General features: G+C 39.0%; 25 protein-coding genes, 1 other RNA gene, 1 pseudogene and 1 riboswitch. Of the genes and pseudogenes, 15 read left to right on the top strand and 12 right to left on the bottom strand.

Features of this window, described 5'->3' with window-relative positions:
• The first annotated feature begins 72 nt into the window (after positions 1-72).
• A complete protein-coding gene (locus tag HMPREF2909_RS09890) occupies positions 73-324 on the top strand; it encodes an SHIRT domain-containing protein (RefSeq protein WP_210387878.1) in 252 nt (83 codons plus the stop codon).
• A gap of 206 nt (positions 325-530) precedes the next feature.
• Here HMPREF2909_RS09890 and ssrA read toward each other — a convergent pair.
• Positions 531-930: a transfer-messenger RNA gene (ssrA, locus tag HMPREF2909_RS06045) on the bottom strand.
• 297 nt (positions 931-1,227) lie between these two features.
• Between ssrA and HMPREF2909_RS06040 the strand changes: the two genes are divergently transcribed.
• Together HMPREF2909_RS06040 and HMPREF2909_RS06035 are read left to right on the top strand one after the other, a co-directional pair.
• Positions 1,228-2,424 (top strand): hypothetical protein, encoded by a 1,197-nt coding sequence (locus HMPREF2909_RS06040; protein WP_148130810.1) that lies wholly within the window; start codon positions 1,228-1,230, stop codon positions 2,422-2,424.
• Positions 2,425-2,508: 84 nt separating this feature from the next.
• On the top strand, positions 2,509-3,828 hold the full coding sequence (locus HMPREF2909_RS06035) for a Na+/H+ antiporter NhaC family protein (RefSeq protein ID WP_071415593.1): 1,320 nt from the start codon (positions 2,509-2,511) through the stop codon (positions 3,826-3,828).
• Here HMPREF2909_RS06035 and dtd read toward each other — a convergent pair.
• On the bottom strand, positions 3,825-4,322 hold the full coding sequence (gene dtd, locus HMPREF2909_RS06030) for a D-aminoacyl-tRNA deacylase (RefSeq protein ID WP_071415592.1): 498 nt from the start codon (positions 4,320-4,322) through the stop codon (positions 3,825-3,827). The genes HMPREF2909_RS06035 and dtd overlap by 4 nt on opposite strands.
• Positions 4,323-4,377: 55 nt before the next feature.
• On the opposite strand from dtd, the gene HMPREF2909_RS06025 reads away from it, so the two are divergent.
• A complete protein-coding gene (locus HMPREF2909_RS06025; protein ID WP_071415591.1) occupies positions 4,378-5,223 on the top strand; it encodes a potassium channel family protein in 846 nt (281 codons plus the stop codon).
• Positions 5,224-5,229: 6 nt separating this feature from the next.
• Here the strand turns inward: HMPREF2909_RS06025 and HMPREF2909_RS10060 are convergent, their stop codons facing one another.
• The 5 genes and pseudogenes from HMPREF2909_RS10060 to HMPREF2909_RS09690 form a co-directional block, all read right to left on the bottom strand.
• A complete protein-coding gene (locus tag HMPREF2909_RS10060; RefSeq protein ID WP_246815522.1) occupies positions 5,230-5,673 on the bottom strand; it encodes an MFS transporter in 444 nt (147 codons plus the stop codon).
• Between the two features lie 195 nt (positions 5,674-5,868).
• Positions 5,869-6,093, bottom strand: coding sequence for a DUF7678 domain-containing protein (locus HMPREF2909_RS06015; protein ID WP_071415589.1), 225 nt, complete (start codon positions 6,091-6,093; stop codon positions 5,869-5,871).
• Between the two features lie 137 nt (positions 6,094-6,230).
• Positions 6,231-6,515, bottom strand: a complete 285-nt coding sequence (locus tag HMPREF2909_RS06010) for a transcriptional regulator (RefSeq protein WP_071415588.1) — start codon at positions 6,513-6,515, stop codon at positions 6,231-6,233.
• A gap of 114 nt (positions 6,516-6,629) precedes the next feature.
• Positions 6,630-6,719 (bottom strand): DUF4314 domain-containing protein, encoded by a 90-nt coding sequence (locus HMPREF2909_RS09695; protein WP_441294131.1) that lies wholly within the window; start codon positions 6,717-6,719, stop codon positions 6,630-6,632.
• Between the two features lies 1 nt (position 6,720).
• Positions 6,721-6,837, bottom strand: a pseudogene (locus HMPREF2909_RS09690) (DUF4314 domain-containing protein); the annotation flags it as partial.
• A gap of 370 nt (positions 6,838-7,207) precedes the next feature.
• On the opposite strand from HMPREF2909_RS09690, the gene HMPREF2909_RS10055 reads away from it, so the two are divergent.
• The 11 genes from HMPREF2909_RS10055 (at position 7,208) to HMPREF2909_RS09630 (ending at position 13,431) form a co-directional block, all read left to right on the top strand.
• On the top strand, positions 7,208-7,315 hold the full coding sequence (locus HMPREF2909_RS10055) for a 4Fe-4S binding protein (RefSeq protein WP_441294128.1): 108 nt from the start codon (positions 7,208-7,210) through the stop codon (positions 7,313-7,315).
• Between the two features lie 18 nt (positions 7,316-7,333).
• The gene (locus tag HMPREF2909_RS05995; RefSeq protein ID WP_071415586.1) at positions 7,334-8,611 is read left to right on the top strand and encodes an ABC transporter permease; all 1,278 of its coding nucleotides are present in this window, start codon (positions 7,334-7,336) and stop codon (positions 8,609-8,611) included.
• Positions 8,612-8,617: 6 nt separating this feature from the next.
• Positions 8,618-9,277 carry an ABC transporter ATP-binding protein gene (locus HMPREF2909_RS05990; RefSeq protein WP_306722553.1) on the top strand — a complete coding sequence of 220 codons (660 nt, stop codon included), beginning with the start codon at positions 8,618-8,620 and terminating at the stop codon, positions 9,275-9,277.
• Positions 9,277-10,653 (top strand): ABC transporter permease, encoded by a 1,377-nt coding sequence (locus HMPREF2909_RS05985; RefSeq protein ID WP_071415584.1) that lies wholly within the window; start codon positions 9,277-9,279, stop codon positions 10,651-10,653. The genes HMPREF2909_RS05990 and HMPREF2909_RS05985 overlap by 1 nt, the downstream gene beginning before the upstream one ends.
• A gap of 95 nt (positions 10,654-10,748) precedes the next feature.
• Positions 10,749-10,871 carry a response regulator gene (locus HMPREF2909_RS10050; RefSeq protein ID WP_441294127.1) on the top strand — a complete coding sequence of 41 codons (123 nt, stop codon included), beginning with the start codon at positions 10,749-10,751 and terminating at the stop codon, positions 10,869-10,871.
• A 13-nt stretch (positions 10,872-10,884) separates the two neighbouring features.
• Positions 10,885-11,397: a response regulator transcription factor gene (locus tag HMPREF2909_RS05980; RefSeq protein ID WP_441294126.1), complete on the top strand. Its 513-nt coding sequence runs from the start codon at positions 10,885-10,887 to the stop codon at positions 11,395-11,397.
• A 157-nt stretch (positions 11,398-11,554) separates the two neighbouring features.
• Positions 11,555-11,860, top strand: coding sequence for a hypothetical protein (locus tag HMPREF2909_RS10045; protein ID WP_441294125.1), 306 nt, complete (start codon positions 11,555-11,557; stop codon positions 11,858-11,860).
• A gap of 312 nt (positions 11,861-12,172) precedes the next feature.
• The gene (locus HMPREF2909_RS10040) at positions 12,173-12,655 is read left to right on the top strand and encodes a sensor histidine kinase (RefSeq protein ID WP_441294124.1); all 483 of its coding nucleotides are present in this window, start codon (positions 12,173-12,175) and stop codon (positions 12,653-12,655) included.
• Positions 12,627-12,704, bottom strand: a riboswitch (ZMP/ZTP riboswitch). (Overlaps the previous gene by 29 nt.)
• Before the next feature lie 109 nt (positions 12,705-12,813).
• Positions 12,814-12,951 carry a DUF1054 family protein gene (locus HMPREF2909_RS09640; RefSeq protein WP_148130809.1) on the top strand — a complete coding sequence of 46 codons (138 nt, stop codon included), beginning with the start codon at positions 12,814-12,816 and terminating at the stop codon, positions 12,949-12,951.
• A gap of 26 nt (positions 12,952-12,977) precedes the next feature.
• The gene (locus HMPREF2909_RS09635; protein WP_168165270.1) at positions 12,978-13,235 is read left to right on the top strand and encodes a DUF1054 family protein; all 258 of its coding nucleotides are present in this window, start codon (positions 12,978-12,980) and stop codon (positions 13,233-13,235) included.
• On the top strand, positions 13,219-13,431 hold the full coding sequence (locus tag HMPREF2909_RS09630) for a DUF1054 family protein (RefSeq protein ID WP_084797279.1): 213 nt from the start codon (positions 13,219-13,221) through the stop codon (positions 13,429-13,431). The genes HMPREF2909_RS09635 and HMPREF2909_RS09630 overlap by 17 nt, the downstream gene beginning before the upstream one ends.
• A gap of 47 nt (positions 13,432-13,478) precedes the next feature.
• On the opposite strand, the gene HMPREF2909_RS09490 is transcribed toward HMPREF2909_RS09630, so the two are convergent.
• From HMPREF2909_RS09490 to HMPREF2909_RS05940, 5 genes are all read right to left on the bottom strand, one after another.
• Positions 13,479-13,973, bottom strand: a complete 495-nt coding sequence (locus HMPREF2909_RS09490) for a ZinT/AdcA family metal-binding protein (RefSeq protein WP_071415583.1) — start codon at positions 13,971-13,973, stop codon at positions 13,479-13,481.
• Between the two features lie 64 nt (positions 13,974-14,037).
• Positions 14,038-14,745, bottom strand: a complete 708-nt coding sequence (locus tag HMPREF2909_RS09485; RefSeq protein WP_246815555.1) for a metal ABC transporter solute-binding protein, Zn/Mn family — start codon at positions 14,743-14,745, stop codon at positions 14,038-14,040.
• A 52-nt stretch (positions 14,746-14,797) separates the two neighbouring features.
• The gene (locus tag HMPREF2909_RS09480; RefSeq protein WP_071415582.1) at positions 14,798-15,049 is read right to left on the bottom strand and encodes a hypothetical protein; all 252 of its coding nucleotides are present in this window, start codon (positions 15,047-15,049) and stop codon (positions 14,798-14,800) included.
• An 83-nt stretch (positions 15,050-15,132) separates the two neighbouring features.
• A complete protein-coding gene (gene cls, locus HMPREF2909_RS05950) occupies positions 15,133-16,683 on the bottom strand; it encodes a cardiolipin synthase (protein WP_071415581.1) in 1,551 nt (516 codons plus the stop codon).
• Positions 16,684-17,284: 601 nt separating this feature from the next.
• On the bottom strand, positions 17,285-17,680 hold the full coding sequence (locus HMPREF2909_RS05940) for an ArsR/SmtB family transcription factor (RefSeq protein ID WP_021618167.1): 396 nt from the start codon (positions 17,678-17,680) through the stop codon (positions 17,285-17,287).
• Positions 17,681-17,809: the final 129 nt, after the last annotated feature.

Raw genomic sequence — 17,809 nt, 5'->3', positions numbered from 1 at the left:
TTATATTTTATTGCCTGTTTGAGGATAATCGTTGAAAGACAAAACGCTCAGATAGAAAGCTGTCGAAGAAGTGTGGTGGTTGATGATGGTACGTGGTCGTGGCGGTCTTGGGATAAGGATTCGAAGACTGTTGAGGGTGCGGACGTGACGTTCACGGGTACATGGGTGTTCACACCGAAGCCGGAGCCGAAGACACAACCTAAGGCTCAAACAGTAAAACAAAAGATAACGCCTAAACTGAGTCCTGTTATGGTACGCCATACACTTGCTAAAACTGGATTTACAGGGGGGTTGAAGCACTTGTATTATCCGTCTTGGTTATGAGTGCTGCAGGATTACTCTTGCTACTTCATAAGAGAGAAATTGAATAATAAAATTCACTGAATTTTCCGAGAAGTAGTTCAGGAGTAGCCCTTTTCAAGGCAAAATCTAACGGGATCGGGTGTAACAGTTGTAATAATACAGCCAATGCACCCGATCCCGTTTTTATATATAAAATGGGGACACACAAACATGTGTCCCCATTGAATTCGTGGAGCCGCCGGGAATTGAACCCGGGTCCGATGACCGTACCTCTAGCCTTCTACGTGCGTAGTTTGCTGACCTTATGGCAATTTGTCTTCCTCAAACATCGTCGCAAACCACGGTTTGCAGGAATAGTTGCAGTAAAAGTCCTTTATATGCCCTGAAACTCAGCACATAAAGCAAGTCTTTACATGACGTTCAGCATCTCCCCAAAGACATGAGAGAGTGAACGGAGTTGAACACTCAGCTGGTTAAACCCTAGCGCGAAGCTTAGGCAGCGAGTGCAAACTCAGTGCGATTAGATTTAGCACTTATTTTTTACGGGTGGCACGTTAACGAGTGGACCCCGCGTTCTCGGCACGCTTCTCTACAGCGAACAGATCACCGTCGAAACCAATCGACCCCATATTCAGTTGTAAAACCTTGTATACGTAGATGCACACAAGTCTCTAGTATACACAGAAAAACTGTTATCTCCTCTCTCAGAGCAAAATAATGCCGATAAATAACGTATCAGCGCAAAAATCCCGTGTCTGAGTGCGCTACAATAGTAGGAAAGCTCTCGCGTGAGGCAAAGGTGCTCTCGTGAAGTTTTTTCAACGCTGGAGGGGGCGTGTGACTACCACACAAACGCACACGAAGAAAAGATTTTTTAAGATAACCGTTCTGTTTATCTTACTGTGTTTGCGCACACATATTTTTATGCCTCGAAATGTTGATTTCACACGAATCAATCCTGCTGATTATCGCTGGGTTTTGCTGTCCAAGAAATATCGGAGCGGCTCTATTGCTCCCGAAAACGAACAGGGATATCTTTTCTTTGTGACAGCAGATGGTCGCTCGACTTCCGTAAAAATAGAAGATGCTTATAACGGTAATGTCGTGTGGTCTTCTCAGAGCTTTTTCTATAGTGATAACCATGTTCAACGTTGGCTGAGTAATCAACGTAATTCCCTGCGAGTTAGGCAGGCAACAGCTTCACCGCTCGGCATTGTGCCTTTAACAGATGGTCTAAGTCAAGCAATTCTCTACGAGAATTATTCCCAATCATCTGGTAACAACTATCAGCTGATGATTGCGAATCCGCACAAGATAAGCACACATAATATTCGTTCGGATCAACGCTACAATGCCATGAGCGGGTGTGGGAACAATGTTTTTGCTGTAACAGCAGAAGCCCCAGATGCTACTTCTCATGTGCAGCTATCTTTTGACCGTGTTCTTAAAGAAGAGCAGTTCGATTCTTCACGAATAGCCTCTCAATCCACACAGTTTGACGCAGCTTCTCTCGGACAATCAGTATTACCGTGCTACAAGTCATCTATTATTATGCTCGCTCATTTCTCTGTGCACTTGTTGAATAAACAGAGCGACTTAAATATAGATCCTTCTTTAATCCGCACGGATCAGCGAGGAAGCGAATATTTTCTTGCTCTTGTAACAATGAATACTGTGACGGGAGATATTGCTGTACATCCGGTAACTGATTCTCAGGGAGCAGCGTTAGGTGCGGATATGGTCAGTAACTTTCTCATGCAATATGATGCGCATTCCGTAACCGATGACGGCTCGCTTATATGGGTGGCAGACAACGGATCTGTGCTGAAAACACGTATTGCGGATGGGCAGACTACCATATTTTCTGATTCCATACGAGATAGAACATACTATTCTCATAACCAGAAGTACTTTTATTGTGTGTCGGGCACGGATGCAACGCTTGGGGTGCTCATATATGAGTCAGATTACGCATTACATAATCCGCATATAGTGAGTTTGTCTAAACAGAATGGTCACACGATACGCGATATAACTATTTTGAGCAATGCGCAGTTGGGAGCGAATTTTTATCTTCAAGACCTCGTCACTAATCCCTCTAATCCCTCAAACAAAGAATAAGTAATATAGTCATCTGCGTAATTTTCTACTTATAGTGTGCTGCCGTGCTAGCATGAGTGGCGAAAGAAAATAAGGGAGTTTTACGTGAACGACACATCTCAAAAATCGAGCGGATTAGCTCTTCTACCCATTATCGTCTTCCTCGTCATCTACTTAGGTGCGGGTATTTACTTTGAATACATCAACCCTACACATGGGCAAAAGGGCTTTTACGTCATGTCCGTTGTTGTAGCCTTCTTTGTAGCGCTTATTGTGGCGCTTTTACAAACGCGCGGCAGCAGTTTCGACGAGAAAATCCGGTTATGCGCTCGTGGTATTGGCGATGAAAACATTGCCATTATGATTTTTATTTTTATTGTAGCAGGATGTTTCAGTGGGGTAGCGCAGGCTGCAGGTGGAGCTGAATCCACAGCGAATATGTTGCTCACTATTTTACCAGGACGTTTTGCTCTGCCAGGACTTTTCCTTATTGCCTGCTTAATTTCCATGGCTATGGGAACGAGTGTAGGAACAATTACAGTTTTAGCTCCTATTGCGATGAACGTTGCTCAAAGCACTGCGTTATCTGTTCCTTTGAGCATTGCCACGGTTGTGGGTGGCGCTATGTTTGGCGATAACCTCTCCTTTATTTCCGATACCACGATTGCTGCTACAAAAACTCAGGGCGTGGCAATGATTGATAAGTTCATTACAAACTTTAAGATTGCTCTGCCAGCAGCTATCGGTTCCTTCGCTATCTTAGTAATTATCTCTTTTCGCACTCCAATGAACGTTGTTTTACACTATGACTTCAACGTGTGGCAAGTGATTCCATACATTGTTGTGCTCGTCGCATCTTTGTGTCGTTTTAACGTCTTCGGTGTGCTGTGTGCAGGCGTTGTGCTGTTCTCTACCGTCGGCTTAGCTACTGGCTCTCTCGATACCATTAGTATGCTCACGGCGTTTAAAGACGGAACAGCGGGCATGAACGAAACAATTATCGTCGCTATACTGGTAGCCGCTATCGGCGCGCTGATTAAAAATAACGGTGGCTTCGTGTGGATCGTAGAAAAAATCAAAAAGCATTTTAACGGTCGACGTGGTGGAAGCTTCGGAATTGGCTTGCTCACCCTGTTTATGGACATTGCCACAGCAAACAATACGGTGGGTATCGTTATGGCAGCGCCGATTGCGCGCGATATTAGCAAGGAATTCGATATCGAGCCACGCCAAACGGCGTCTTTGCTCGATACCTTTTCCTGCATCGGTCAAGGTATTATTCCATACGGCGCTCAACTGCTTATCGCGTCAAGTATCGCCAACATTAGCGCCGTAGCTATAATCCCGTTCCTGTTCTACCAGTTCTTGCTGCTCGTGTGCGTCGTTATTTCTATCCTCGTTATGCACAAAAAGCAAGCGAATTAGCCGCGCATAATTGCTGAATCAACGATAATAGTTACTGGACCATCGTTAGTAAGCGACGCGTGCATATGCGCGCCAAAAATACCGGTTTTCACCTCAATGCCATACTCCTGCTCGAGTGTGGCATTGAAGTGTTTCCACAGCTTATGCGCATAATCAGGCGCGCCAGCCTCGGTAAAACCAGGACGATTACCTTTGCAAATATTTGCATACAAGGTAAACTGCGAGACAGATAAAATACTGCCGTTCACGTCGAGAAGAGAGCGGTTCATCTTACCGTTCTCGTCCTCGAAAATACGCATATTCGCAATCTTTTTGGCAGTCCACGCCACGTCTTTGTCGGTGTCGGCATCTTCCACACCGACGAGCAGTACAAAACCGTGCTCAATACTGCGCTCGCTCAGCGCTTTCGCATTAAAATCGAGAGTTTCGGGCAACTGTGCGTCCGGATCGATGGTTATGGACGCGTCGGATACTTTTTGTAAAACAATTCGCATAACACTCAAGCTTAGCTTGAGCCCTGAAAAGCCGTGAATATCGTAGAATATTCATATGAATCGACGAGAGTTATGGTTCTTTATCGAACCGGACGCAGACGAAGATGTGTCGTCATACGATAAAACCATGCTAGTGGTTATTGCCGTCAGCCTTATACCGCTGATGGTAGTTACCCATATTCCGCTGTGGATGCAATGGTTCGACGGCATCGCCACTTTCATTTTTGTGGTCGACTATATTTTGCATTGGATCTGCGCCGATCTCTCCGAATCGCCACAGCATCAGGGCAGGTCACGCTGGAAGAGCTTCCTTCTCTACCCGTTCCGCCCGATGGCGATTATCGATCTGCTCTCCATTCTGCCTGGTTTCTTCCCAATAAATCACGGGTGGCGTGCTTTCCGTCTTATCCGCTTGCTGCGTATTATTCGCGGCATGATGGTGTTTAAGAACCTACGCCGACGCCATTCAGTCGATTTGATTGTGACCGCGCTTAAAAAGCAGCGCGAACCTTTTACGATTATCTTCTGCATAGCGGTAGGCTATATTTTCATCTCTGCTCTGATTGTGTACAACGTCGAACCAGGAACGTTCAAAAACTTCTTTAACGCTTTGTATTGGGCGACTGTATCGCTCACTACGGTAGGATATGGCGATTTGTATCCGGTAACGGTAGTGGGCAAGATCTTTACGATGTTTTCGTCTATTTTGGGTATAGCCGTTATCGCACTACCATCGTCGATCCTTACTGCAGACCTTATGATTATTCTCAACGACAGCGATGACGACGATTCCAACGATGTGAGCGCACCGCCAACACACCCGGCGCATCATGCGATGTCGCAGATAAAACTAGAAGCGCCGTCCCAGCCAGACCAGAACGACGCTTCACAAGGAAAGTAAGAAAACTTACTTCTGTGGCTTAACCATAGTGTAGGAAATAATCAAAGCTACACCATACAGGGCTGCCACAATAAGGAAGACAAGGTTATACGAACCTGTTGCATTCAAAACTGCAGCAGTAATCTGGTTACCTGTTAAACCTGCGAGAGCCCATGCAGACAGTGCTACATCGTGAATTCCAGAAATCTTATCCATACCGAAACGGCTGGAGAGAAACGCTGGAAGGGTGCTAAAGTCGCCGCCGTAGCTAGCGTTAATAATAGCCGCGGCAAGCTCACTTTTACCCATCTTCTTAGGTATCTCAATATAAGCAGTATTAAACTGACGGTAACCATTCGGTTTAACCACGCCAAACAAGTCCCTGATAATCTGCTCCTGCCAGTCAAGGAGCTTAAAAGGCTTACCGGCCCACGTGCCTTTCGTGTGCGTTAAACATTCAATAAAACTCACAGCATAATCCGCTAAATCCTTACTATAAGTTGAATCTTCTTTTTTAAACTTAGTAACCTCATACGCTTGCAACCTAAGCTCCTCCTTCCTGTAAGCATAAAAAAAGACGCTTCAAGCGCCCACATCATTTCCTTATCTTTCCTACGAGAAACAGAGCCTTTAAAAGCCCTGCTGCTTTTAATAAAACTTCAGTTTTTAGTTTCGAGCGTCAAGGATCATTTCTAAAGCCTCGTTTGCAATCTTATCTGTTGGCATAATATCCCAGCCTCTATCATAGTTTGCGATAACCTTGTTATTGTTTTTCAAAGTAAGCTTGGAAATTCTGCCCTTGTTAATCCCATAATCGCTTGCCTCTTCAAAAACTTTCATGCTATAGCTAATAACCTGATCTTCTACTTCAAATGTGCCTTGTTCCCACATGGTTTTACTCCTTTGCGTCTGTGCTTTTTTGCTAGTACTATATATCACTCTAAAAGCACATAATATCAAGCAATAAACGTGAAAAAATCGCAGGTAATTCCACGATTTTTTCTTTAGGTTTAACCAATTTTGATTTCTTAGTTTCTTGCTTGTTTAATAGCATAGTAGGCTTTTTGAATATCATCGTCTAAGGTTTCAGCACCCTGGAAAAGCTCTAACTCTTTACTGTTGAGTTTTCCTTCGCTTACCTCCCAAAGCTTGTCATGGTATTGGTTGGCGCAGGTTTTTGCTGTTTGCGCAATGTCGAGCATGCTGATTGCTGAACTAATTTTTCCTTCTTCAGCTTTTTTGACCGCGTTTAGCGCGTAGCGTCTGCAGGCTTTAACTTCGTTTGCGAGTCTTTGCAAGGTTTCTTTTTTCATGGTTTTTCTCCTTTGCGCATGTGCTTTTTGCTAGTACTATATATCACTCTAAAAGCACATGATATCAAGCAATAAACGGGATAAAACCGCTGGTATTTCTGCTAATTATTCTTCTTATAAGCCACCGATTTTTCGGCATTTATCCACGCCATAAACAACGTTTAATCTGCTTCCTGTTTCCCAAGAAACCATGATTAAACCCATATCATCTATCATCAACGCCTTGTACTCTGCCTTTAGTGCCAGGAGGAGGCGCTCGAACATCATCCATTAAAATAAGTTCTACCAAACAACCTTTAGGATAAGTTTTTCTAAGCTCTTCAACCTGTTTTCTAACTTAACGTTCTCATCATTTAGTCCTTTCGTTTCTAAAAGCACAAGAGCCTTGTAAACGGGAAAGCAGAATCTTTCTATCCTTTTTAAACTCGTCTCCAATAAACCCGAGCCTGAGAAGAAAACATCTAAAAGCATACTTATCGTTAGGGCAAGAGTCTCTATATTTTTGTAAGCTTATTCGTCCAGTTGGTATGCTTTAGGGAGGAATATCACTTGTATTATTGAATAAAAGTATGAGAGGAGCTAAAGGTTTTTGTACTATTGGAAGGGAGTAATTTTAACCCTATCCCAATATTTAGATATAGATTGGATAAGGATAAGTGTATTAATTGTGGAAAATGTAAAAAGTTTGCCAAATGAATATAGATCCATTTGAGAATTGCAATCATCTGGAGTGTATCAGGTGTGGACGATGTAAAAATGCTTGTCCAGTGAATGCAATTAGTTATGGAGTAAGAAAATAGTGAGGAGTAGTTAGAAAAGTGATAAAAAATGCTATAGCATATATTACAAGAAAGAGAAATAGAACTTTAATAATTTTTATCATATTAACTATAGTTCTTTCTTGCTTGTATTCTTGTTTAACAATAATGAAATCAAGCAATGGAATAGAAAAGGCTTTATATGAAAGTTCTAATTCTTCAATATCAATAACAAAAAAAGATGGTAAATATTTTAATGTTAATCAATTTAAAGATATTGAAAAATTAAAAGAAATTGAAGAAAAAATAATTCAATATGATGGATTAGCAAAACTAAAAGATGCTAAAGTAGTTAGCGGAGAACAAAGAATAAATAGAGAAGATTTATCTGACGAATTTAAGAATGTTGTTTCACTCGAAGCTACAAATAATACTAAAAGAAATATTTTATTTAGTAGTGGAGTATTTACAATTAAAGAAGGTAAAAATATAGGAGAAAATGATAAGAATTCAATTATTGTTCATGAAGAATTTGCTAAACAAAACAATCTAAAATTAGGTGATGAAGTTGATCTTGAATTACTAGATATTGAAAAAAGTGGAAAAATAAAAAGTCATAAATTTAAAATTATAGGGATCTTTTCTGGTAAAAAACAGGAAACATATACAGGATTATCTTCTGATTTTAGTGAGAATATGGTGTTTGTAGATTATTCAACAAGCCAAGAGATATTAAATAAATCAGAAAATAATAAAATCGCAAATAAAATTTTAATGTATTCTGGTAGTGCAGAATCTACAGACTTAGCCTTAAACAAATTGAAAGAGCTCAAAATTGATGAGTCAAAGTATTTTGTTGAAAAAGATTCTAAAGCGTTTGAAGAGTCTTTAGAGTCAGTGAGTGGAATAAAACATATAATAAAAATAATGACCTATTCTATTATGTTAGGCGGGATGGTTGTTCTTTCATTAATCCTGATTCTATGGTTAAGAGAAAGAATTTATGAAATAGGTATATTTTTATCTATTGGAACATCTAAGATACAAATTATGATGCAATTTATATTCGAGTTAATATTCATATCGATACCAAGTATAATATCTTCCTTATTTTTAGGAAATGTATTACTAAAAGTAATTGTAGATGGATTCATTAACTCAGAGGACTCAATGATTTCCGGTGGAAGTTTAATAAGCAATAGTAGTTTTATGCCAAATATAACAACACTTGGACAGAGTTATTTAATATTAATAAGTATTATTGTTTTATCAGTTGTATTTGCTTCTTCATTAATATTAATCAAGAAGCCTAAAGAAATATTATCAAAAATAAGTTAGGAGGAAATAATGGATATATTAGAAATAAAGAATGTAGCATATAGTTATGCAAATTCTAAAGAAAAAGTTTTGTCAAGAGTAAATCAAAAATTTGAACTTGGGAAGTTTTATGCGATAGTAGGAAAGTCAGGAGCAGGAAAATCTACACTTCTTTCCTTAATTGCTGGACTTGATAAACCTCAAACAGGAAAAATATTGTTTAAGAATGAAGATATAGAAAAGAAAGGATATAGTAATCATAGAAAAAATAATATATCTTTAGTATTTCAAAACTATAATTTAATAGATTATTTATCACCAATTGAAAATATTAGATTAGTAAATAAATCAGCAGATGAAAGTATCTTGTTTGAACTAGGCTTAGATGAAAAACAAATAAAAAGAAATGTTATGAAATTATCTGGTGGACAGCAACAAAGAGTAGCTATTGCTAGAGCATTGGTATCAGATGCTCCAATAATACTAGCTGATGAGCCTACTGGTAATTTAGATAGTGTTACTGCTGGAGAAATAATTAATATATTAAAGACATTAGCTAAAGATAGAAATAAATGTGTAATAGTTGTAACACATAGTAAGGAAGTAGCAGATTCTGCGGATATCGTTTTAGAACTAAGTGGTAAAAATTTGAAAAAAGTAAATAAAATGAATTTGGAGGTTGAATAGTGATAAAAAATGCATTTGCTTATGTAACTAGAAAAAGCTTAAAATCATTAATTATTATATTAGTTATTTTATCTATGTCAACTTTCGGTCTCATTAGTTTATCTATTAAAGATGCTACGGACAGAGCTTCAAAAGAAACATTTGCTAATATAACAAATAGTTTTTCTATGGAGATAAATAGACAAGTAAATCCAGGAACACCTAGAGGTGGGGGGAATGTAAAAGGTGAAGATATTAAAAAGATATCTCAAAGAGATAGTATAGACTCCTATGTAAAAAGAATAAACAGTGTTGCAGATTTAGTTGATTATGATATTGTTGAAACTCAAGAGACTCTTGCGAATCAATCACCTGAAAGAGCGAAGAATTTTAAAAGAACAGTTATGTTAACTGGGGTTAATGACTCATCAAAAGAAACAAAATTTGTATCAGAAGCATATAAATTAGTAGAAGGAAAGCATTTAAAAAATGAAGATAAAAATAAAATCTTAATGCATAAAGATTTAGCTGAAAAAAATAACCTTAAAGTTGGAGATAAGATAAAAATAAAATCTAATTTATTTGATGCTGATAATGAGAAAGGTGCAGATGAAACAGTAGAAGTAGAAATTAAAGGTCTATTCGATGGGCATAATAGCGGTGGAGTAAGTGCAGCACAAGAACTATACGAAAATACATTAATCACTGATGTTCATACAGCTGCTAAAGTTTATGGTAATACAGAAGATACAGCTGCATACCAAGATGCAACATTCTTTGTAAAAGGTGATAAGAATCTTGATAGTGTAATAAAAGATCTTGGGAAATTAGATATAAATTGGAAAGAATATAATTTGATTAAAAGTTCATCAAATTATCCTGCATTACAGCAATCTATATCAGGTATCTACTCAATTTCGAATAAATTATTTATTGGCTCATTAATATTTGCAGGAGTTGTAGTTTCATTATTATTATTCTTATGGATGAATGCTAGAAAGAAAGAAATAGCAGTATTACTATCATTAGGTATATCAAAATTAGAAATTTTTGGTCAATTCCTAATTGAGATGGTATTTATATCAATCCCCGCATTCGTTGGTTCTTATTTCTTAGCTCAATATACAGCTGATAAGCTTGGGAATAATATATTGAATAAGGTTACTGGTGATATAGCTAAACAAATAGCTAGACAATCTGCATCTAGCCAATTTGGTGGTGGGGCAGAAGCTGAAGGATTTAACAAGACATTATCAAGTTTAGATATAAATGTATTACCTAAATTCATAATTTATGTAGTTATATTTATGAGTTTAGTACTTCTTGTATCATTGATTATTTCTTCATTCAATATATTAAGAAGGGATCCAAAAGAATTATTAATTGACAATAATTAAATTTTCGGTGCTTTTTAGCACCGAAAATTTTTTGGCTTTAAGTATCAAATAATATGCTGTATAACATAAGTGTATAGGCTTGAGTGGAGGTATATATGAAAATATTAACTGTTGAAGATAATAATATGATAAGAGAGGGAATAAGTGAATATCTTTCAGAATTTGGAGATACTGTTATTCAAGCTATAAAGATGGAAGAGAAGCCTTGTCAAATTTAATAGCGAAATAAATTTGGTTATCTTAGACATTCAGATACCATTTTATAAATGGTTAGAAGTTTATAAATGGTTAGAAGTGTTGAAAGAAATTAGAAAGAAAAGCAATTTACCAATTCTAATCTTGACTGCATTTAGTGATGAAGAATATAAAATTGATGCATTTACTAATTTAGTAGACGGATATGTAGAAAAGCCATTTTCATTGCCGATCTTAAAGGCTAGAATAGATTCTTTAATTAAGAAGAATTATGGACATTTAGAGAAGTTTGAAGATAAGGATCTATCGGTTAATTTTAATAGCTATACAGCTAAAATAAATGGTGAAGAAATAGATGTAAATGCAAAAGAACTAGAAGTATTAAAATGTTTATTGGGTAATAATGGACAAGTGTTAACAAGAATGCAAATTATTGATTATGTATGGAAAGATAGCGCAGAAATTCCTTATGGTCGAGTAATAGATGTATATATGAAAGAATTTAGAAAAAAATTACAATTAGACCGTATGAATACTATAAGAATGTAGGATGTAAACTGAAGAGAAAATGAAAAATTAAAGATATTTCCCAAAATGTTCATACAAATATTTTCTGTTCTTGGAATAATAATTATATTAGTTCATTCATTAGTTTTTTATCTTTCCTTAAAAATATTTGGCGGCGAGAAAAGAAAAGATTCATAATATGGCAAATGAAATTTCTAGTAATATGAATGGAAAAGAAATAAAATATATAGAACAAACTTTGGAGATTTATTCTAAGAGTAGTGAAATAAAAATATTTATAAAAGAAAAAAATAATAAGAATGAAATACAAATCAAAGATAACATAAATGCTAATTTAGAAAGTGATAGTAATTCTTTGATAATTGAAGAAAGAGAAATAAAGCTTAACGATGGTAAAAAACAAATCTACAATTTGTTTCTACAGCTGATATGCAAAAAAGATGCGAAAGATTTAAGCTTTAGATTTTACCATATTCTTTATTAATATCAATTTTATTTTCTACTATTATTTCTTTAATTTTATGCATAATCAATAAAAAATAATATACAAGAAATAAAAATTGCTACTGATAAAATGATGAAACTTGATAAAAACGCGTTTAAAAGTTAGCTCTAATGATGATGTTGGATAATTAAAACAACAAATTAATGATTTGTATTCTACTTTATTAAGAACAATTGACGATTTGGAACTTAAAAATAAAGAAATTTTAAAATTAGAAAAGTTAAAATATGACTTTTTTAATCCCATGAACTTAAAACTCCTCTTGCTAGTCTTAAAATAATACTGGGAAACATGAAATACAATATTGGAAAATATAAAGAAAGAGATATTTATATTAATGAATGTATTGAAATCGTTGATAGTTTAACAAAAAATATTTTTCAAATATTATCAGTTCATTCTATAGAAAATTTGAATAATGATGAAGAATATTTGAAAATAAATGATACATTAGAAGACATATTAAAAAATTGTGCAATATTAGCAAATCAAAAGAAAATAACTGTCAACAATTATATATTAGACGAGAATGTTTATATAGAAAAAACAGCTTTAAAGATTATTCTATCTAATTTGATTAGTAATGCGGTAAAATATACTGATATAAATGGGGTAATTACTATTGGGATAGTTAATGGTTGGTTATATATAGAGAATTCATACGGTAATAATAAAGTTTCGAATATGGATAAAATATTTGATGTTAAATTTGATTCAAATAAGGAAAATAGTAACGTGCTGGGTTTCTTTTCGCCCAGACGGCCGGCTTTCTAGGGCTGTACTCCCTGTGGTTAATCCACTTCCGTCAGTCATATAACACGATTAGCTTAACAGAGTAGATCGAAAGCGGGCAAACTGAGAAATATGAGCTTCGCCACGTCTTCGCTGATGGCGAAGGTGTGCGGTTCGCGCGCTCGCATACAATCGACAGTATGAGTTTTAATGTAGCAGCTTTTGGTGTTTTCGATGTTGACGGTTTAGACGCGCGCATGGAGGCGATCCGCGCCCAGTTATGGCCTTCTTTTGAGCGGTACGGCGCGCGCATTGCCGAGCGTGTGCAGGAAAGTTAGGTCTCGAGCAGCCGCTGTTTGTGCATGTGGCTAAGCATGCGCGCCGCACCGCGTACGCACCGGAGAGCACGTGGGTGGCCATTGGCGGCAATAAGTGCGGGTATAAAAAGTATCCGCATTCCCAGATCGCTATTAACGCGCAGTATGTGGCGATAGTGCTTGCCTGCATCGATAACCCGTTGCACGAGAAAGAGATAGCTGCTGATTTTTCTGCTCACGCTTGTGATTTTGAGGCTCTGCCTGTTGAGTATATGCTCATCCCTGACCATGCGAGCTTCTTTTGAGCCGCTTGCTCAGGTTGATGGTGAGCGCTTTTTTGAGCGGGTAGCGCGCGTAAAGAAAGCCGAATGGATAATAGGCAGGGTAGTCCAGCCGGGTTCTACTGTTCTTGCCGGCGATAACTCGACTGAGCAGTGGCTGCTCGAGACCGTAGATGCTCTGCTGCCGTTTTATGAGCGTGCGATAAGCTTCTATGAATAATTTACCTCGTACTTTATGTTGTAGTACGAGGTGAATTGATGGAGATCTTAGTGAGCGAGCATTTCGGTGATGATTTCCTTCGTGCTTAAGGATTGAGGATAATAAGTTGGCCAATTACCCATTTCCTTGAGCGTTTCGTCCTGAGATTTATCGCTCATAAAGATATGGAAATGAGCAGCATTGCCAGGCTCAATACTGTGATCGGAGAACTGCACGGTTTTCGGTGCACCTTCTGGCACATTTCCCGTGGAGTAATCCAAAATACGGTAGCCTTCATAACGATATGTTGCGGTTACGGTTTTACCATTACGGGTGAAGCTCATACGATTGTTATCGGTAGAAATCTTCTCCACATCAGTTGCATAACCTGTTTCGTAATACTTTGTGTATTCGTCTACAGTTTCGTCGCCCTTCTTAGCTTTTGCTTCCATAACTGGCTTGAGCGTTCCGTCTTTAAGCAGAGGATATACAGACTGCCACTGGCCGGCATAATCAGACAGCGTTCTATCTTGTACATCTTGAGTGAGGAAGAAGCCGTTCATGGTGTCTGATGCTAGCGCTTGCTTAGTGATGAGGGTAATCCAATCGAGTAGAGATTTTTGATTTTCAGGTAACTGCTCGGTAACGGAAATAACTGTTTGATTCGCTTTTACCGCGGCATCCTTGAGCTGGGTAGAAACCGGTCATTTCTTGTGGATTGACCACCAGAAGATCTACATTCTTGCCAGCTACAGTATTTAAGGCGCTGTTAAAATCGTTTGCAGATGGCTCAGAGCCGTTATTCATAGCATTCGTGCAGGTATCAGGCGTGAGATCAGTGGCTCCAATATAGTCGAGCAGATAGCTCACGATTGATTCTGTTGCCACATAGGTACGCTTTACACCGGAATTGCGAGCTTTATTAACCATCACGACGAAAGAAGCGTATTCACCATTCCATGCATTGAAATGACGTTGTGCTGTTGCTGCTGTCTTTGAGGAATCCCCAGCCTTGCGCGCATATGCAGAATTAATAGCATCTGCTGCCTTCAATACTGCTTCAGGGCTGAACCACAGATGAGGATTAGTGGAACCATGATGATGGTGGTGATGCCTCGATGATTCATCATGACTATACTCATGTTCCTCAGAAGCGGTAATGCCCATAAGATCGCCAACGTTAACAACTGTTTGGCGTTTATTATTCAGCTGTGCCTTCTCAGCCCAACTATCGTAGCCAGCTCCGTTAAGAACAACAATATCTGCACCTGCCAGTGTTGCTAAAATACTAGCAGTGGCTTCATAATCGTGAGGTTCCACGGAGGTGGAGTTAATAAGTGACGTAACTTTTACGCACGATCCGCCAAGCTGCTGAGCAAGAGAACCCTCATTGGTTCACAGAAGCAACCACTGTAAGAGTGGTATCGCATATGTCTTGCGTTTGCGTGGAACTCGAAGAAGTAGTTCGAGATGTAGCGGAGACATTATTGCCATGCATAAGACCGTACATACTAAAACCAATAGTGGTGCACACGCAGCCAATAATGGAAGCCACAACTATTGCAAAAATCGCTACACGCTGTGACATATAGTCTTTTTTATTGAAATTATTACCCTTGTTATTATCAGGGGTGTTCATGAGATGAACTTTCTACCTTAGATATGTGGTCATTAGTGTCCTTTCCCTAACGACCACATAAATATACCATAGCGTTTAATGTTTTAAAACAGAGGAGCCATTAAACGCAAAACAATATCGCTGAACTTAGTAAGCGAGGTTTTGTCAACATGCTCTGCCGTTACATCTGCGCTGGCAGCAAGCGTGCGCTCAAAATCATCTTTCACATCTCTAATCGCGTCAAATCCATAGAGGAGCACAGCATTCTCAAAGTGGTGATACAGACTGCGATAGTCAAAATTAATTGTGCCAACAATAGCAAGTTCGTCATCAACCAGTACTTGCTTCGCATGAATAAAACCGGGTGTATATTCATGAATGTGCACGCCTTTGTGTGCTAAACGTCCATAGTACGAGCGGGTAACCCGGAAAATCAGTTTCTTATCAGGAATACCTGGCGTAATAATATGCACGTCCACGCCGCGCTGAGCAGCAAGAGCAAGCTCACGGTTCATTTCATCGGAAATAATAAAATATGGAGTAGCAATATAAACGCTGATTGTAGCATTCTTAATCGCATTTAGATACACATCTTCAGCAGTTTGCTCGTTATCTAAAGGAGAGTCAGCAAAGGGTGCTGCGTAGCCATGCTCACGAGCCGTGTGCTGCGGTAACTGGAGATACTCGGAGAAATCTTCATCATCCTTATGCTCGTAATGCCACATTTCTAAGAAACTGGCAGTAAGGCTTTGAACGGCATCTCCTTCAAGACGAAGACCTGTGTCTTTCCAATGACCGTACGGACTATCAATATTAAAATATTCGTTCGCGAGGTTATAGCCGCCAGTAAAACCGACACGACCATCGATAACGGTAATTTTGCGATGATCGCGGTTATTAACGAAAATATTTAAGAAAGGCAGTAAAGGATTAAATACTTTGCATTGAATGCCCAGCGAGCGCATCTTTTTTATGAAAGAGCGATTGATAAAACTGACTGATCCAACATCGTCATACATAAGACGTACTTCAACGCCTTGCTGAGCTTTGCGTGCAAGAATACGGGAAATGCGTTGGAAAGACTCGCCGTCCTCGATGGCATGATAATCCATAAAAATAAAATGTTCTGCTTTATCTAAATCCCGTAACTGGGCTTCTAAACCGTCACTTGCGTCGCTGTAAAACTGCACGTCTGTATGAGTATACGTAGGGTAGGAGGCTTGTTTTTGCAGATAACGGAACTGATTAGCAATGCCTTTATCCGTTTTATCGAGTTGTGTGAGAGTGGCGTTTGACCGCTGAAGGAACTGCATAAGCGTGCGATGATTCTTATTGAATGCTTTCTTGCTTATGCGTGTGGCATTAGGATTTCCTAAAAGAAGGTAAACGATTAAACCAACCACAGGGGTGAGACCAATAAAAACGAGCCATGTGATTTTGAATGCCGAATTTGAATCTGAGCCAACAATAAAGAAGGTAACAATAAGTGCGAGCAGTTGAAGTACGCCACTTGCCCACACTATATGCTCTTGAAAACGAAGAACGAAAAGAATAGCTACTGATAACTGCAGAAGAAAAGCGAAACCGACTAAAATCATGCGAAACTTGCTGTGTGCTGTATCTGATTGCACAGTGCGTGAATGAGTATCGCTCATGTCTTCTCCTTCTTTTGGTTTACAGCGTTCTCGTTGCATCGCTTGACGTAATTTGCGTTGCTATCTCTATCTATCCCTATAGTAAATCAGCGCAATAATTTTGCTGTACATACACGTGTTCCGCGCTGAGTTTTTTACTATCAACGCGGAACGTATGGTGCTTGTATGGTGCTTGAGACGAGAGGCGGGTTTGCTGGGGTAGCTAGGTTATGCGCGCGCTCGCTTCCCACCTTTCACTTCTTACTGAGAGCACCTAGTTGAGCTGTTTAGGCAGCTAAGGTATGAGGATGCTTGCATGTTGCGCAGGTGCAGTCTTCGCAAGTGCAATGTGCGCAAGAATCGGAGCAATGCTCGCAAGAGCACGTGGTGTGATTGCAGTTTTCACATGTGCAATCTGCGCAGGTGCATGTTGCACAGGAATCCGTGCAATGCTCGCATGAGCAGTGGGAACACTCATCGTAATGACCGTCATGCTCGTGATGAACATGCCCGTTATGCAGATAATCTACATGATCTAAGTGGATAATAGCTTCGTGTCCGCAGGCAGGTCCGTGAGTGTGTGCGTGATCTTCTGCAATTGTGTGCTTAAGGTCTTTCATTGTTATATCTCCTTTGTGTGGGCATATACATCCACCACAATATGGCGAATATGCATGTCCGAAATGGAATATTGAGTTGTTCTACCATGAGATTGTGCAGACACAATATGAGCATTGCGCAAAATCATGAGGTGGTGAGAAACAAGTGGCTGGGAAAGACCAAGTTTTTCTTGAATCTCACGTACAGTAAGCGGTTGTCCAATGAGAAAATGGCAGATTGCAACACGTGCTGCATGCGATAAAGCAGAGAAGAGCTCTGTTGACGCTGCATATTGCATTTCCCAAGGCTTAGCTTGCGATGGGGTGGCTTCATGTGCAGCGTTTAATGCGCTGTCTGTAGCGTTGTTCGTAGCATTGTTCAAAGCCTCACGTGGTGCGTTGTTATCCACCGTACTCATAAAGAATATTTTATATAAAAAATTCTTTATATGCAAGCTGTGGGAGGTGCGGTGAGGGATTCGAGTGGGTGAGGTGGGGGGGGGCGGTGTGAGCAGTCGATACGCGCAACCGATATGCCACTTTTGAAG

Source organism: Alloscardovia sp. HMSC034E08 (assembly GCF_001813415.1).
GTDB lineage: Bacteria > Actinomycetota > Actinomycetes > Actinomycetales > Bifidobacteriaceae > Alloscardovia > Alloscardovia omnicolens.
The sequence above is the reverse complement of the archived record's forward strand: the minus strand, read 5'-3'. Positions and strand labels throughout refer to the sequence as shown.